Source organism: Pseudoalteromonas spongiae UST010723-006 (genome assembly GCF_000238255.3).
In the GTDB taxonomy this organism is placed as follows: Bacteria; Pseudomonadota; Gammaproteobacteria; order Enterobacterales; family Alteromonadaceae; genus Pseudoalteromonas; species Pseudoalteromonas spongiae.
Window position 1 is genome coordinate 2662519 of record NZ_CP011039.1, and the last position, 16425, is coordinate 2678943.

Consider the following 16425-nt stretch of genomic DNA (forward strand, 5'->3'; position numbering starts at 1 on the left):
GAAGTGACCTTTTCTAACGAGTTATAAATTAACTCAATTAACCCACGTTCTTGCGTGCGTTACGAAACATACGCATCCATGGGCTGTCCTCTTTCCACTCTTTTTTTGGGTATCGCTGCCAAGAGTTAGCTTACTCAACCAACAAAAAAGGCCGCTATCGCGACCTTTTCTTTTCAGCTAAGTATTAGCCGATATTCTTTCTAGCATTGCGGAACATACGCATCCATGGGCTATCTTCTTTCCACTCATCTGGGTGCCATGAGTTAGCAACTGCACGGAATACACGCTCTGGATGTGGCATCATTACTGTTGCACGACCGTCAGTTGATGTGATACCTGTAATACCTTCTGGTGAACCATTCGGGTTGTTAGGGTATTGCGTTGTTGGCTTACCAAAGTTATCAACGTACTGAACTGCAACAGTGCCAGACTCTAGTGCTGCTTTCACTGCTGCGTCGTTTGCAAACTCTGCATGGCCTTCACCGTGAGATACTGCGATTGGTATGCGAGAACCAGCCATACCTTGGAAGAATACTGACGGGCTTTCTTGTACTTCAACAAGGCTGAAACGTGCTTCAAAACGCTCTGACTTGTTAGTTACAAAACGTGGCCAGTGCTCAGTACCTGGGATAAGCTCTTTCAGTGTTGAAAGCATCTGACAACCGTTACACACACCTAAGCTGAACGTGTCTTGACGCTCAAAGAATGTTTGGAACTGATCGCGTGCCATGTCATTGAATAGAATTGACTTAGCCCAACCTTCACCGGCACCTAGTACGTCACCGTAAGAGAAACCACCACATGCTACAAGGCCTTTGAACTCTTCTAGCGTTAGGCGACCTTCAAGGATGTCACTCATGTGTACGTCTACTGCTGCAAAGCCTGCACGGTTAAATGCTGCTGCCATTTCAACGTGTGAGTTAACACCTTGCTCACGTAGGATAGCCATCTTAGGCTTAGCACCTGTTGCGATATAAGGTGCTGCTACGTCTTCGTTTAGGTCGAAGCTTAATTTAACGTTAAGACCAGGATCTTTTTCATCAAATTTCGCATCAAATTCTTGCTTAGCGCACTCTGGGTTATCACGAAGTGCTTGCATCTTGTAAGTTGTTTCAGCCCAAATAGTACGTAGTTCAGTACGTGTATTTGCTAGAACTGCTTCACCGCCACGGTTGAAGATAACTTTGTCTTCAGCGTTTAGTGCACCAATAGTGTGGCTGATTGCTGCAAGACCGTTATCAGCAAGAATAGCTTCAACTGCTGCAAGGTCGTCGTTACGAATCTGAATTACCGCACCTAGCTCTTCGTTATAAAGTGCTTCGATGTCTGAACCTGTTAGGCTATCAAGGTTTACAGTCACACCTGTGCGACCAGCAAATGCCATTTCAGCAACAGTTGTGAATAAACCACCGTCTGAACGGTCGTGGTAGGCAAGTAGCTTCTCGTCAGCCACAAGTGCTTGCATTGCGTTGTAGAAGCCTTTTAATAGCTCAGGGCTATCAACGTCAGGCGTCTTGTCACCAAGCTGCTTGTAAACCTGTGCAAGGCTTGATGCACCCATACGGTTTTGACCAGCACCTAAATCAACTAGGATTAGGCTTGAATCACCTTTATCAGTGCGAAGCTGAGGGGTTACTGTTTTACGAATGTCTTCTACACGGCCAAATGCAGTGATTACTAGAGAAAGAGGAGCTGTAACCGCTTTATCTTCACCGTCATCTTGCCATGTTGTCTTCATTGACATTGAATCTTTACCAACAGGGATCGTTAGACCAAGTGCTGGACATAACTCTTCACCTACTGCTTTAACTGCTTCGTAAAGACCTGCGTCTTCACCAGGGTGACCTGCTGCTGCCATCCAGTTTGCAGATAGCTTGATGTTCTCAAGACCGCCAATGTTTGCGCCAGCAATGTTCGTTAACGCTTCTGCTACTGCTAAACGTGCTGATGCACCGTAGTTTAGAAGTGCTGCAGGTGTACGCTCACCCATAGACATAGCTTCACCGTGGTAAGTGTCAAACGCTGCTGCTGTTACAGCACAGTTTGCTACTGGCACCTGCCAAGGGCCAACCATTTGGTCACGTGCCACTAAACCTGTTACCGTACGGTCACCAATAGTGATAAGGAATGTTTTTTCAGCGATAGTAGGTAGACGAAGTAAACGCTTAGCCGCTTCCTCTACATCGATGCTGTCTGTGTTTAGAGCTTGACCCTCTACTTTCTTTGATTCAACGTCACGGTGCATCTTAGGTGCTTTACCAAGTAGCACTTCAAGCGGAAGATCTACCGGGTTGTTATCAAAGTGGCTATCCGCAACTGTTAGGTGACGCTCTTCTGTTGCTTCACCAATTACTGCGTATTGTGCGCGCTCACGCTTACAGATTTCTTCAAAACGTGCGAAGTCTTCAGCTGCTACTGCAAGTACATAGCGCTCTTGTGATTCGTTACACCAAATTTCGTGCGGTGCCATACCCGGCTCATCGTTCGGGATATTACGTAGTTGGAATTTACCACCACGGCCACCGTCGTCTACTAGCTCAGGGAATGCGTTTGAAAGACCACCCGCGCCCACATCGTGGATAAACGCGATTGGGTTTTCGTCGCCTAGCTGCCAACATTTATCAATAACTTCCTGACAACGACGCTCCATTTCTGGGTTTTCACGCTGTACAGAAGCAAAGTCTAAATCTTCGTTTGACTGACCAGATGCCATTGATGATGCCGCACCACCACCAAGACCGATGTTCATCGCAGGGCCACCTAGTGCTACTAGCTTAGCACCTACTGGAATTTCACCTTTTTGAACGTGCTCAGTACGGATGTTACCTAGACCACCTGCAAGCATGATTGGCTTGTGGTAACCACGTACCTCTTCACCGTTATGGCTGTTAACTTTTTCTTCGTAAGTACGGAAATAACCAAGTAGGTTAGGACGACCAAATTCGTTGTTGAACGCCGCGCCACCTAGCGGGCCGTCAATCATGATGTCTAGTGCATCAACAATACGACCAGGCTTGCCGAAGTTAGTTTCCCACGGTTGTTCAAAACCAGGGATGCGAAGGTTAGATACAGTAAAACCAACTAGGCCTGCTTTTGGCTTAGAACCACGACCTGTTGCACCTTCGTCACGAATTTCACCACCAGAACCGGTTGATGCGCCAGAGAATGGAGCAATCGCAGTTGGGTGGTTGTGCGTTTCAACCTTCATCAAGATTTCAATGTTCTCTTGATTGTAGCTGTACTCGCCTTCTTTATTTGGGAAGAAACGACCCGCTTTAGAACCCTTCATTACCGCTGCATTATCTTTATAAGCAGACAGTACGTTTTCTGGGTGCGTTTCGTAAGTATTCTTGATCATTTTGAACAGCGACTTAGGCTGTTCTACGCCGTCGATTGTCCAATCGGCGTTGAAAATCTTGTGACGACAGTGCTCTGAGTTCGCCTGTGCGAACATGAATAATTCGATGTCGTTCGGGTTACGACCTAGTTTAGTGAAGTTTTCTACTAGGTAGTCAATTTCATCATCTGCTAGTGCGAAACCTTGCTCTACGTTTGCAGTCACAAGCGCTTCACGGCCACCGCCAAGAATGTCTACTGATGACATTGGGCGCGGCTCTTCAACGCGGAATAACTGACCTGCATCTTCAAGGCTATTGTGAACAGACTCTGTCATACGGTCATGAACTAGCTTAGCAACGTCATTTAACTGCTCAGCGTTTAGGTCGCCTTCAACATAGTAAGCAATACCACGTTCAACACGGTGTACTTTGTCTAAACCACAGTTGTTAGCAATATCAGTTGCCTTTGATGCCCATGGAGAAATGGTACCAATGCGCGGCGTCACTAAAATGAGCGCACCTTCAGGCGTATGTTCAGTAATGGTCGGGCCATACTTTAATAGCTTATTTAGTTTGTCTAACTCAGACTCTGAAAGTTCTGCTGTTAAATCAGCAAAATGCATAAACTCAGCGTAAACACCAGTCACTGGTAAATTGGCGTCAGCGCAGGTTTTAAGGATCTTTTGAACTTTAAAATCAGAAAGTGCAGGTGCACCACGTAGGATCAACATAGGTATTTTCATCCGGGGTTAAGGATTGAACGAAGATTTATGGGCGCACATTATAGTGGAAAATGACATGAGATTTAAATAAAAATCAAAAAATAGACAAAAATAGGCAAATTCTATTTTCATGTATAGGACATTAGTCCTCGTGACGATCGGGACTTTATCTGTTATAACAAGCTTGTAGGGGTTAGTTATTTTAGGATTTGAGTGCTAAAACGCGTTGTAATTACACTGGTTATTTTTTTGCTGGCAGCATGCTCAGAGCCTGTCGCAGAAACACACCTCGGCCAAATTAAACAAAAAGATAAAGTTCGTATCGGCACGCTTGCCGGCGAAAGTACCTACTATATTAGTGCCAATGGTGAGCTCGGTTTTGAATATGAGCTAGCCAAAGCATTCGCAAATTTTATTGACGCAGAACTCGAAATCATTCCTTTTTTCTCAATTAAAGACATGCTTAACAAGCTAGAAAAAGGACAAATCGATATTCTGGCCTCAGGCCTTACCCTAAACAAATCACGTTTAAATAAATACCGTTTTGCTCCGCAATATCGCTCAATCAGTCAAAAACTAGTTTATAAACAAGGGCGCAAAAGACCGCGTAATTTTTCACAGCTAGATGCCCCTGTTACCGTTATTGCCAAAAGCGCTCATGCCGCCAGTTTATTAAAAGCAAAAGCCAACTTTGAAAACTTACAATGGGTTGAAACCGAAGAGTTTGATGAAGCCGAATTATTACAAGGCATTATTGATGGCAAATTCGATTACACCATTGCTGACTCGCATACTTTAGCGCTATTTCGCCGCTATCACCCTGAGCTTAGTATTGCCTTTTCAGTGACCCGTGAAGAACCCGTCGCTTGGATGCTACAGCAAAATGATGACGACAGTTTATATGCAATGGCGATTGAGTTTTTTGGTTATGCGCGCTCAACAGGCCTATTGCAAAACCTAGAAGAAAAATATTTTGGCCACGTTCGTCAGTTTAACTACATCAATACCCTCGCTTATATAGAAGCAGTTCGTGATGTATTACCTAAATACCGAGATTGGTTTAAGCAATATTCACGCAGCCTTGATTGGCGCTTACTGGCAGCTGTGAGTTATCAAGAGTCGATGTGGGACCCTCGTGCCAAATCGCCAACTGGCGTACGCGGTATTATGATGTTGACCTTGCCCACTGCTAAATCGGTGGGTGTTAAAAACCGCCTTGAACCTGAACAAAATATTCGTGGTGGCGGTATCTATTTAGAAAAATTGATTAATCGCGTGCCCGAACGCATAAAAGAACCAGACCGCACTTGGCTTGCGCTTGCCGCTTACAATGTGGGCTTTGGTCATATGGAAGATGCTCGCGTGTTAACGGAAAAAGCAGGTGGCGATGCCGACAAATGGGCAGATGTGAAAAAACATTTACCGTTACTGATTAAAAAGCGCTACTATCGCCAAACAAGATACGGGTTCGCCCGTGGCGATGTCGCCGTTAAATATGTCGATAATATTCGCCGCTATTACGACACGCTCGTTTGGCTTGATGAAAACCAAGATGAGTAACACAATAGTTGAATTCACCACTGTGAATGTCATATAAGTGTCATAATTTATTAATAAACTTATCGAGAGATAAGGGCTTTAGCCAATCACCCTTCTCCACTCTCACCTTTTTAAGGAGAACCTATGCTAAAAACGCGTAGAAAATTCAAAGTAAAACGCAGTACGGTTAACACTTGTGCTATTCGTCGCCGTATTGCAAGACGCAACACCCATCGTAAAGTTCTTGAGCGTCGCAGAGCATTTAATTTATTGGTGGAAGCTGAAGCGAGCTAGCTTTCACCTTTAGCCGCTTTTTTAGCGGCTTTTATTTCTGCGCGACGTTTTTTAAAAAATGCCGACAGCTTTTCACTGCACACCTCAGCTAAAACCCCGCTAGTTACATCTATTTGATGATTGAGCTTTTCGTGACGGGTTAAGTCCATAATACTGCCCGCTGAACCTGTTTTTTCATCATGTGCGCCAAATACCAAACGTTTTATACGGCTATGCACCAACAACCCTGCACACATAGAGCAAGGTTCAAGTGTGACGTATAACGTACAATCGAGCATACGGTAATTTTCAATGTGCTTGCCAGCTTGGCGAATTGCCATCATCTCAGCATGGGCCGATGGATCATGCTGTGTAATTGATAAATTATATCCCTCAGCAATAATCTGATTGTCTTTTACAACAATGGCACCAACCGGTATTTCTCCATGTTGCTCGGCAATATCAGCACGTTTAAGCGCCTCAATCATCCAATATTCATCGCTAAATTCAGGGTACATACTTACTCAGGTTGATTTATAAACACCTTAAATATTTTACCAAGTTAAAAAGATTCATGCATTGTTATCTCTTTTTCTTAGAATTTTTTAAAATAAAGGGCTAATGTCATAGTTATTCAATTATTTTTTAGGCTATAATCCGCCGCCATTTTGCACGACGCCAAAGCAATGTAGAAACAAGATGAAATTTCCTGGACGACGCAGACAAAAACACTACTTTCCAGTGGAAGATAAAGATCCGTTAACGAACGTGATCACACAAGACAGCAAGCTTGCACGTAATTACATAGTGGGTATTGACCAAATTGTGGTTGATATAGAAGCCAAAGTTGATCAAGCCTTTCTCAATGAGTTTGGCCTGCACCGCGGTATGTCGCAAGTAATGGATGATGACACCACCAACGCTCTCTATGCACGGTTAAAAGATCATGACATGATCGACTACGAATTTGCTGGCGGCACTATTGGTAACACCATGCATAATTACTCAGTGCTATCAGATGACCGCTCGGTACTGCTTGGTGTAATGTGCGAAAATATCAAAATTGGTAGTTATGCCTATCGTTTCGTTAGTAAAACTTCAACCCGCGTAGATTTAGAACATCTACAACCGGTCGATGGCCCAATTGGTCGTTGTTTTACCCTTATTGATGAAAGTGGCGAACGTACTTTCGCTATCAGTCCAGGCTTAATGAACCGCCTACGTCCTGAATCCATTTCCCAAGAGCTTATTGCTAACTCGTCTGCTTTAGTTATTTCGGCCTATTTAATGCGTACCACAGGTGAAGACACCATGACCGAAGCGGCGCTAAAAGCCGTTGAATACGCAAACGCAGCAAATGTACCTGTTGTACTGAGCTTAGGCACCAAATTCTTAATTGAGCAAGACCCAGAGTGGTGGCAAAACTTCGTTAACGACCACGTTGACATATTAGCCATGAACGAAGAGGAAGGCCTTGCTATTACCGGCTTTGAAGACCCGCTATTAGCCGCCGATAAAGCGCTTGATTGGGTTGATATGGTAATTTGTACTGCTGGCGCTCAAGGCATGTTCTTAGCTAGTTACATTGATGACTGTTGGAAACGCCCAACAGAGCACCAATTAATGCCAGGCAGTATTCCTGATTTTAATAAGTTTGAATTTTCACGCGCGATGCGTCGCAAAGACTGTAAAAATCCAGTAAAAATTTACACTCACACTGCACCTTACATGGGCGGGCCTGACAGCATTAAAAATACCAATGGCGCAGGTGATGGCGCACTGGCAGCAGTACTTCACGATATTAGCGCTAATGTATATCACCAGTTAAATGTTCCTACCTCAAGTAAGCATAAAATCAATGCACTTACCTATTCATCGCTTTCACAAATCAGTAAATATGCTAACCGTGTAAGTTATGAAGTATTAGTGCAACATTCGCCACGTTTAACGCGCGGCTTGCCTGAACGAGAAGACAGTTTGCAACAAGCTTACTGGGAACAATAATCCCACCTTATATAAAAAGCCCGCTACAATATGCGGGCTTTTTGTTACCAAGTTAAACTCAGTACTTTTGGAGATTGGGAACTGGTTTTTAGTATAAGTTTACTAACTTAACCTTAGCTTAACTCTGTCAACTCCTACATTTTTAACTAAGCAAACCTGTTAACAGGCATAAAAAAGCCCGCTAAAGTTAGCGGGCAAAGCTTGTATAAAAACAACAAGGGAAATAAAGTCCAAGGGAGATTGGAACTTAAGCTTACTTTAGCCTTTTTAAACTTAACCTTTGCTTAATTCATACTAATTAAATTAATTTTCTGGAAAGTTATTGCTAAAAATAAAGTATTTAACCTAACTTCTGCGCTTAATACCTGTTTACTCAAATAACGCATTATTTAAGTCGGCTAAAGCTGCTTATATCCTTAAGCGAAATAGCTATTACTGGCTTTATTGAGCAAGTGCACTTTCCAAGCTTTTGCCATCACCATCTACCGGGGAAAGTATTTTTAAACCAAGTACTTTCGCAATTGTTGGGTAAACATCTAGATTAGGAAACTCAGCAATCGACGTATTTTGTTTAAACGCAGGCCCTTTAGCTATAAATAATGCCCCCATTTCTTGAGTGTAGGCATAACCATGCGTGCCTAAATAATCTGATTCACCTTCAAATGAGAACGTTTTTGGTGCAGTGGTTTCAATAATAATATCTGCATCTCGAGCACCAAACTTAATCCCGCGACTCGCTAGTGTGCTTTTATCAAGTACGCTATAACGCCCTTTCGCTTGCTCTGCTAAGTGTTTTTTAGCCTCTAAAATAGCGATTTGGGATTCTGGCTTTTTATAAAGCTGCACACGAGTACCTGAATTCTTAATCAGAAAATCGTCTTCAGACAAGCCCAACGAATTAATTTCAATGGTCTGTTTTGGATCAACTTGCGACATGCCGTGATCGGATACTAAAACTAAATTAATATTAAGATCTTTCAGCTCGGCTAAGCGCGCATCCAACTGGGCAATTAACGCATCCATTTTTTGCACCGCATCAAACGTTTGCTGTGCGTTAGGTCCAAAATCATGGCCCATTGAATCAACCACTGAAAAATAAGCGGCAATAAAACGTGGGCGCTGTGACTTTGGCAAGCTAAGCCAGTCTACAATTTGGTCTACGCGGCGCTGATAATCGCTATGTTGCGAGTAGTGATAAAAGTAACTTGGTGTACGACCATTAAAGCGCGCGTCTGATTCTGGCCAAAAGTAAGTTGCCGCTTTAACACCTTGCATTTCAGCAAGGTTCCAAAGTGGCGTTCCGTTTAGCCAGGTACTGTCGTTACGCCCTTTGCCCATGCTGTAGCATTCTTTACGATTTCTATCACAAAATTTATTATCAATTATGCCGTGATTAGCGGGCTGCAAGCCGGTAATAATTGAAATATGATTAGGAAATGTTTTCGTTGGGTAAACTGGAATCATGCGCTCTGCACGAACGCCTGCTTTAGCAATTTTTGCTAAATTCTTTGCTTGGTGCTTTTCAATATAATCCCAGCGAAAACCATCAAGGGAAATCAAAACAACGGTTTGCTCTTTGGCAAACACTGGCGTGCTTAAAGCACTTAAAACAACGAGAAGTAAAACAGCTATTTTTTTCATTTGCTTTGCTTGTGTAGTAATTTACACCATCTAAACTTGTTGAATTACAAAAGTCTAGGCTATTTGTCCTCAGCCATATTTATTTAACGTAAGCTCGAGTTATTTATCAAAAATTGATCTTAAATAGCTAACACAACGTAATGTGGGCAATTTTCCAAAAAGATTTGATACAATCTTTTTAATTTAGCAAATTAAGTAAGGGTCACCGTGTCTCGATTCACTGCCGTCACTGAAGAACCGCATAAACGATTTCATAAAAAAACAGCCGTTTTACTCACTAACTTAGGCAGCCCAGATGCACCCACCGCAAAGGCTCTAAGAACCTATTTGGCAGAGTTTTTATCTGATCCGCGCATCGTTGAAATTCCGCGTGTGCTTTGGAAAATTATTTTGCACGGCATTATTTTACGTATTCGCCCAAAACGTTCGGCAAAACTTTACGCCGGTATTTGGACTGAACACGGTTCACCATTATTGGTTTACAGTAAAAAACAGCAAGCGAAGCTAGCAACTTTACTTAAAGACAAAGGCCTAGATCACGCCGAAGTATTCTTAGCGATGCGCTACGGTAACCCATCAATCAAATCAGTGCTCGAAGAGATTCGTGAAAAAGGCTATCAAAAAATTGTCGTCTTACCTTTATATCCTCAGTACAGCGGTTCAACTACTGGCTCAACTTATGATGCCATTAGTCGTGAGCTTGTTAACTGGCGTTGGGTACCTGAACTACACTTTATCAATGGTTATCAAGACAACCCGCATTATATTGATGCCCTTGCCGCAAGTATCAAAGAAGATTTAGACAAACATGGTATGCCTGAAAAATTGGTACTTAGCTACCATGGCACACCTAAGTTTTTCCTAGAAAAAGGCGATCCGTATTATTGTTTTTGCCAAATGACCACCCGTTTAGTGGTAGAAAAGTTAGGACTTAACAAAGACGACGTAATCACCACCTTCCAAAGTCGTTTTGGTAAAGCGGAATGGTTAAAACCTTACACCGATGAAACACTCGAAAAATTAGCCAAAGAAAATGGCATTAAGAACATTGCCATTGCCAGCCCAGCTTTTAGCTCAGACTGCTTGGAAACATTGGAAGAATTAGAAGAAGAAAATCGTGAAATTTTTGAACATGCTGGCGGCGAACACTACCGTTATATTCCAGCATTAAATGACCGCGATGATCATATTGCTGCCTTTTATGAAATCATAAAACAGCATTTATAATTTTCCGCAGTATAAACAACAAAAAAACCCAGCACTAGCTGGGTTTTTCTTTACCTAAACTAGGGTCTGTTGATCTTTGCTGTTCTATTTTTGCTCTCTTTGAGCGTGCTTTTATCGCGGCGCTCGATGTGTGGCCTAGTAATCTAAGCGAATATCGAGCAACAATGAGAAAAGTGCGCTCAAAAGAACCGTTCGGCAGCGCTTGATTGGCTTTTCTACTGTGTTATCGGCTGGCTCACATAGAATAACTATGCCACGCAGCCTCTGCCTTGTATAAAACCCTATCAAACTGCTGCAAAAACGAACTTGAAAGGTCAACAGACCCTAGTGTTAGCAATATAAGCTCGATTAGAACTTGTATTCCATACCAATCGCTAGGTAATCGTTATCTGTAGTTTCGTCTTTCTCTTGCTTAGTGTAGAAAGCGAATAGCTTAGCGTTTTTGTTAAGCTTGTAATCAACACCAACAGACGTTGCTACTTTGTCATCTGCATCCGCATCAAACTCAAGTACTTGGTATTGTGCTTTTAATGTGTAGTCGTTAATTTTGTATGCAGCATTAACTAAGAAACCATCTGCTGACTCAGAGCCATCGATTTTTTCTTGTGTTTGGTACATTGCACCTAGTTTAACGCCCGCTACTTTACCGTGAATTGAACCACGAACAACGTCATAACCTTTTACTTCGCTATCTACCGCAACAGATGCGTAAATCGCAGATTTTTTAAGGCCTTTATCACCATAGGTTACTGCTGCTGAGTAACCATTGTCAGCGTCAGCTGAATCTTCAGCAATTACAGAACCAATAACTTGGAAACCGTTAAACTTAGGTGTTTTATAAGTAATTGAATCACCCATACGGTTTTCACCTTTGAATACGTTTTTGATATCGCCTTCAAGGTCGTTGAATAGGTCTAGTTTACCTTGTGATTGCTTTAATGCTGTGTCGTTACGACCGATTAATACTTCACCAAAACCGCCTTGTAAACCAACGTACTGGTTACGTGACTTAAGATGGTCATCACTGCTGTTTGAAGCATCTGACATATCAACTTGCCACTCAAGCTTATAAACAACTTTTAAGCCTGACTCTTCACTAAGTGTCTCACTGCCTTTTACACCAAAACGAGACGCGTTGCTTTTAATTTCAGTAAAAGAGCCTTCGCCTTCATCGCTATTTTGTACTGTAACATTCGCTTTACCGTAAACGTTTACATCAGCCATTGCAGGTGCTGAAAGTGCAGCTAGTAAAGATAAAGCAAGGGGAGCCTTAACATTTTTCATGTGAAAACCTCTAAATGAGTGAAATATATTTGTAATCAATTTGAACGAGGCGCAGTGTGTCATCAATACGTGACAGAAATATTACACTTGAAACTTTTTTTTCATTTTTCTGTATTCAAATTGTCACCCACCAGCAAATACAACACCTGAACGAGAATAATCACATTAAGAAAAGTGACATTTAGCTGTCATGTTTATGTATAGGAACAATAAATTAGCAAAATATCTTCACAGAGTTTGTTTATACCACTAAACTAAAAATTATAATTTAAACAACTATAATGAAGTACAGTGCTGCCTAAACTATTGTTAATTGAAGACAATCCCTCAATTTCTAAAATACAACGTCATGTTGCACTTAGAATTGGCTATCAAGTCGATATTGCCGATAGCCTTGCCGCTGCAATTAATTTAATTGAAGTAAATGAATATTTTTGCGCTGTAGTTGATTATGTTCTACCCGACGCATCAAATGGTGAAGCCATTCCATTAACGATTGGCGCATCAATCCCAACGATTGTAATGACAGGGAAATTAGACGACAAAACCCGTGATACTGTAATGCAGTACCCAGTTGTTGATTACATCACTAAAGAAAGTCGCCAAGCATATACCTACTTAGAAACACAGCTTAAACGCTTGCCGCGCAATGAAAACGTGCGTGTACTTATTGTTGATGACTCAAGAAACACGCGCAAACTAATTAAAAGCTATTTGCTGAGACACAAATATTTAATAGCCGAAGCCGAAGACGGTATGTCGGCACTTGAAAAGCTTGAGCAGTTCGATGACATCAAAGTCATTATTACTGACAACGAAATGCCAAATATAGACGGTGTTACCTTAACTCGTAAAATTCGCGAAAAATTCAATTCTGAAGATAAAGTAATTATTGGTATTTCAGGTACCGACGATAATCGCGTATCGGCTAATTTTCTTAAAAATGGCGCTGACGATTACCTGCGAAAACCGTTTTACCCAGAAGAGTTTTATTGCCGCGTAAGCCAAAACTTAGATATGCAAGAAAACATTGCCACTATTCGTCGTCAGGCTAATTCGGATTATTTAACAGGCCTGCCAAATCGTCGATACTTCTTTGAGCAAGCAAATAGCATACTGAAAAGACAAAAATTTGCACACCAAGTAGCAATGCTCGACATCGACCATTTTAAAGCAGTAAACGATAACTATGGCCACGATGCTGGCGATATCGTGCTAAAAGAAGTATCACGCTTATTTGATACCATGTTTGGCAAAGATCACTTAGTTGCTCGCCTAGGTGGTGAAGAGTTTGCCGTATTGTTTAAAGATGAAAATCACAAAGACAATCAAGCACTACTTGAGCAATTTAGAGAAACCGTAAGCCAGCTGCAAATTGATTGTGCCAGTAAAACACTCTGTGTAACCATTTCGATTGGGGTTACCGTAAAAGATACACAGAGTACAGACGAAGTGTTAAAGCTTGCTGATTTGTGCCTGTATCAAGCAAAAGAGCAAGGCAGAAACCGCGTTATTGTGGGTTAACCGCTACGCGCTTTGCGTTACGGTAAGAATCAAAACTAAATAACGCAAGTGCAGACCAAATAAAACCAAACGTTACCATGCGGTCAGCACTAAAGGTTTCACCATAAAACAGCACTGCTAAAATAAACATTAAACTTGGCCCAATGTACTGGAAAAAACCAAGAGTTGAGTACTGAATACGACGCGCAGCCGCTGTGAAACACAGTAGCGGCAGCGTAGTCACAATACCTGCACTAATTAACAATAAATTAAGCGATACGCTATTACTGGTTAAATCACTGGTTGGTGTGTCCAACCCCCACCAATAAATTAGCGCTACCGGCAACATAAATAACGATTCAATCAACAAACCAGGCAAGGTATCGACCGGTAGTTTCTTTCGAATTAACCCATAAAGCGCAAACGAGCTTGCTAAGCTAAACGCAATAACCGGAAACGAACCAAAGCTTATAAGTTGAATTACCACGCCCGTTACCGCCAGTACGACCGCAACTAGTTGTATTTTGCGTAAATGTTCTGATAAAAACAGCACACCCAGCAACACATTTAACAACGGATTGATGTAGTAACCTAAGCTGGCATCCAACATATGGTTGTTATTTACCGACCAAATAAACAACCCCCAGTTAAAACCAAGTAACGCAGCGCTCAGCAATAACCAGCCTGCTGTTTTAACATTAAACAACGCACTTTTAATCAAACGCCATTTTTTAACTACCGTAAGAATCACTAATAAGAATAAAACTGACCACACCACACGATGTAGTAATATTTCCATCGCGGCAACATGATCTATTGCCTTAAAATAAATTGGGGCGAGCCCCCACATTAAAAATGCAGCGATGGCAAAAATAACGCCTTGCTTTTGACTTTGCATATCAATCACTCAACAACTCAGGGAGCGCCAGTTTAGGGATCTGCTCAATTTAAGTAAAGACAGCGCGATAAAAAGACTTTAGAATTAGCGCTCGCTAAATCGCATGCTTTGTAAGTCAATGCAGATAACATAATGCCAATCGAATACACCTTAATGTAATGGAAAATCAACAAGCGACCCAACCAGTAATGCAGCAACAAACGCCTCACAGCGTATTAAGTTCAGTATTTGGCTATAAGCAATTTCGTGCTGGGCAAGAGCAAGTCATTGACGCAGTGCTTGCAGGTCAAGATTGTTTGGTTTTGATGCCAACCGGTGGTGGTAAATCATTATGTTATCAAGTACCTGCATTACTGTTACCCGGTATTACCATTGTGGTCTCGCCGCTTATTTCCCTCATGCAAGATCAAGTCGCACAGCTAAAAGCACAAGGTGTTGCAGCGGCATACATTAACAACAGCCAATCGCGCGAAGAGCAGCAATTAATTTATCAAGGCCTGCACCAAGGCCAAATTAAAATTTTATATGTAGCACCTGAGCGACTGCTTACTGACGATTTTAGTACCCGCTTACAGCATTTAAATATTGGTTTATTTGCCATAGATGAAGCGCACTGCGTTTCTCACTGGGGCCATGATTTTAGACCTCACTACTATCGCTTAGGGCAACTTAAACAACGCTTTAGCCATATTCCTATTATGGCACTCACTGCAACGGCAGATATTGCCACGCGTAACGATATCGTGATGCAACTGGGTCTTACTAATGCCCATATTTATACGGGCAGTTTTGACCGCCCCAATATCCGTTACACCATTGAAGAAAAATTCAAACCGCTTAGTCAGTTGATGCGCTTTTTAAAAGAGCAAAAAGGGCAAAGCGGTATTATTTATTGCTCAAGCCGAAAGCGCGTTGACGACATAGCTGAAAAGCTCGTTGATGCAGGCTATAACGCTGCGTCTTATCATGCTGGGCTTGAAAATGAACAGCGCTCATTTGTGCAAAACGCCTTTGCGCGGGACGATATTCATATAGTCGTGGCGACTGTTGCCTTTGGCATGGGAATTAATAAACCGAATGTGCGTTTTGTTATTCATTACGATATTCCTAAAAACATCGAGTCGTACTATCAAGAAACCGGTCGCGCAGGCCGTGATGGCCTCTCAGCCGAAGCCATTATGTATTTTGACCCTGCCGATGTACCACGCGTAAAACGCTTTTTTGATGATATTCCCGATGAGCAACGTCGTAAGGTAGAAGAGCAGCGCTTTAATGCCATGGCCAGCTTTGCTGAAGCACAAACCTGTCGCCGCCAAATACTGCTTAATTATTTTTCTGAGTATCAAGGTAAGCCTTGCGGAAACTGTGATATTTGTTTAAATCCGCCAAAACAATTTGATGGAACTGAACTGGCTCAAAAAGCATTAAGTTGTGTTTATCGCGTCGAGCAAAAGTTTGGTATGGGTTATGTGATTGAAGTATTACGCGGCGCCAATACCATTCGTATTCGCGAAAACCAACACGACCAACTTTCAACGTTTGGCCTTGGCAAAGACAAATCGGTTGAATATTGGCTGAGTATTTTGCGTCAGCTTATTCACCACGGATTATTGCACCAAGATATCACGCAATCATCTAGCTTACGCTTAACCGAAGCAGCTCGCCCAGTATTAAAAGGTGATTTTGCCCTGCAACTAGCCGAACCGCGACTTGAAGTGAAACACGTTTACAAAGACAAACTTGCACGCTTTAACTACGATAAAAAGCTATTCGCCAAACTTCGCGGCTTACGTAAAGAGCTGGCTGACGCGGAAGATGTACCACCTTATGTGGTATTCAGTGATGCTACGCTTGCTGAAATGGCGCAAAAGATGCCAACCAGCGATGCCGAATTCCTGAAAGTATCAGGTGTTGGATTTACCAAACTCAATAAATATGGCGCCTACTTTATGAATGCCATTCGTATGCATTTAACCAGCTAATTATTGGAGCATAT

11 protein-coding genes are annotated in these 16425 nt (G+C 42.2%); 6 read left to right on the forward strand and 5 right to left on the reverse strand.

Translation table 11 applies throughout. The features are described from left to right. Positions 1-184 precede the first annotated feature (184 nt). Positions 185-4069: a phosphoribosylformylglycinamidine synthase gene (gene purL / locus PSPO_RS12280; protein WP_010562078.1), complete on the reverse strand. Its 3885-nt coding sequence runs from the start codon at positions 4067-4069 to the stop codon at positions 185-187. Positions 4070-4273: 204 nt separating this feature from the next. On the opposite strand from purL, the gene mltF reads away from it, so the two are divergent. Both mltF and PSPO_RS21665 read left to right on the forward strand, forming a co-directional pair. Next, entirely contained in the window at positions 4274-5620 is a 1347-nt protein-coding gene (gene mltF / locus PSPO_RS12285; protein ID WP_010562079.1) for a membrane-bound lytic murein transglycosylase MltF, read from the forward strand. A 123-nt stretch (positions 5621-5743) separates the two neighbouring features. Next, positions 5744-5893 carry a hypothetical protein gene (locus tag PSPO_RS21665; protein WP_158523447.1) on the forward strand — a complete coding sequence of 50 codons (150 nt, stop codon included), beginning with the start codon at positions 5744-5746 and terminating at the stop codon, positions 5891-5893. Here PSPO_RS21665 and tadA read toward each other — a convergent pair. Further along, a complete protein-coding gene (gene tadA / locus PSPO_RS12290; protein ID WP_010562080.1) occupies positions 5890-6390 on the reverse strand; it encodes a tRNA adenosine(34) deaminase TadA in 501 nt (166 codons plus the stop codon). The two genes, PSPO_RS21665 and tadA, sit on opposite strands and share 4 nt — an antisense overlap. A 181-nt stretch (positions 6391-6571) precedes the next feature. Between tadA and PSPO_RS12295 the strand changes: the two genes are divergently transcribed. Further along, complete coding sequence (locus PSPO_RS12295) at positions 6572-7876, forward strand: inosine/guanosine kinase (protein ID WP_010562081.1); 1305 nt, start codon at positions 6572-6574, stop codon at positions 7874-7876. Positions 7877-8317: 441 nt separating this feature from the next. Here the strand turns inward: PSPO_RS12295 and PSPO_RS12300 are convergent, their stop codons facing one another. Continuing rightward, entirely contained in the window at positions 8318-9517 is a 1200-nt protein-coding gene (locus PSPO_RS12300; protein WP_010562082.1) for an alkaline phosphatase family protein, read from the reverse strand. Between the two features lie 207 nt (positions 9518-9724). Between PSPO_RS12300 and hemH the strand changes: the two genes are divergently transcribed. Continuing rightward, positions 9725-10744, forward strand: a complete 1020-nt coding sequence (gene hemH, locus PSPO_RS12305) for a ferrochelatase (protein ID WP_010562083.1) — start codon at positions 9725-9727, stop codon at positions 10742-10744. Positions 10745-11092: 348 nt separating this feature from the next. Here hemH and PSPO_RS12310 read toward each other — a convergent pair whose 3' ends face one another. Beyond that, positions 11093-12028, reverse strand: coding sequence for a porin (locus PSPO_RS12310; protein WP_010562084.1), 936 nt, complete (start codon positions 12026-12028; stop codon positions 11093-11095). Between the two features lie 291 nt (positions 12029-12319). On the opposite strand from PSPO_RS12310, the gene PSPO_RS12315 reads away from it, so the two are divergent. Beyond that, on the forward strand, positions 12320-13552 hold the full coding sequence (locus PSPO_RS12315) for a GGDEF domain-containing response regulator (RefSeq protein WP_010562085.1): 1233 nt from the start codon (positions 12320-12322) through the stop codon (positions 13550-13552). On the opposite strand, the gene rarD is transcribed toward PSPO_RS12315, so the two are convergent. After that, positions 13539-14429, reverse strand: coding sequence for an EamA family transporter RarD (gene rarD / locus PSPO_RS12320; RefSeq protein WP_010562086.1), 891 nt, complete (start codon positions 14427-14429; stop codon positions 13539-13541). The two genes, PSPO_RS12315 and rarD, sit on opposite strands and share 14 nt — an antisense overlap. A gap of 158 nt (positions 14430-14587) precedes the next feature. Here rarD and recQ point away from each other — a divergent pair, with 158 nt between their 5' ends. Next, positions 14588-16411, forward strand: a complete 1824-nt coding sequence (gene recQ, locus PSPO_RS12325; protein WP_010562087.1) for a DNA helicase RecQ — start codon at positions 14588-14590, stop codon at positions 16409-16411. The last annotated feature ends 14 nt before the right edge of the window (positions 16412-16425 follow it).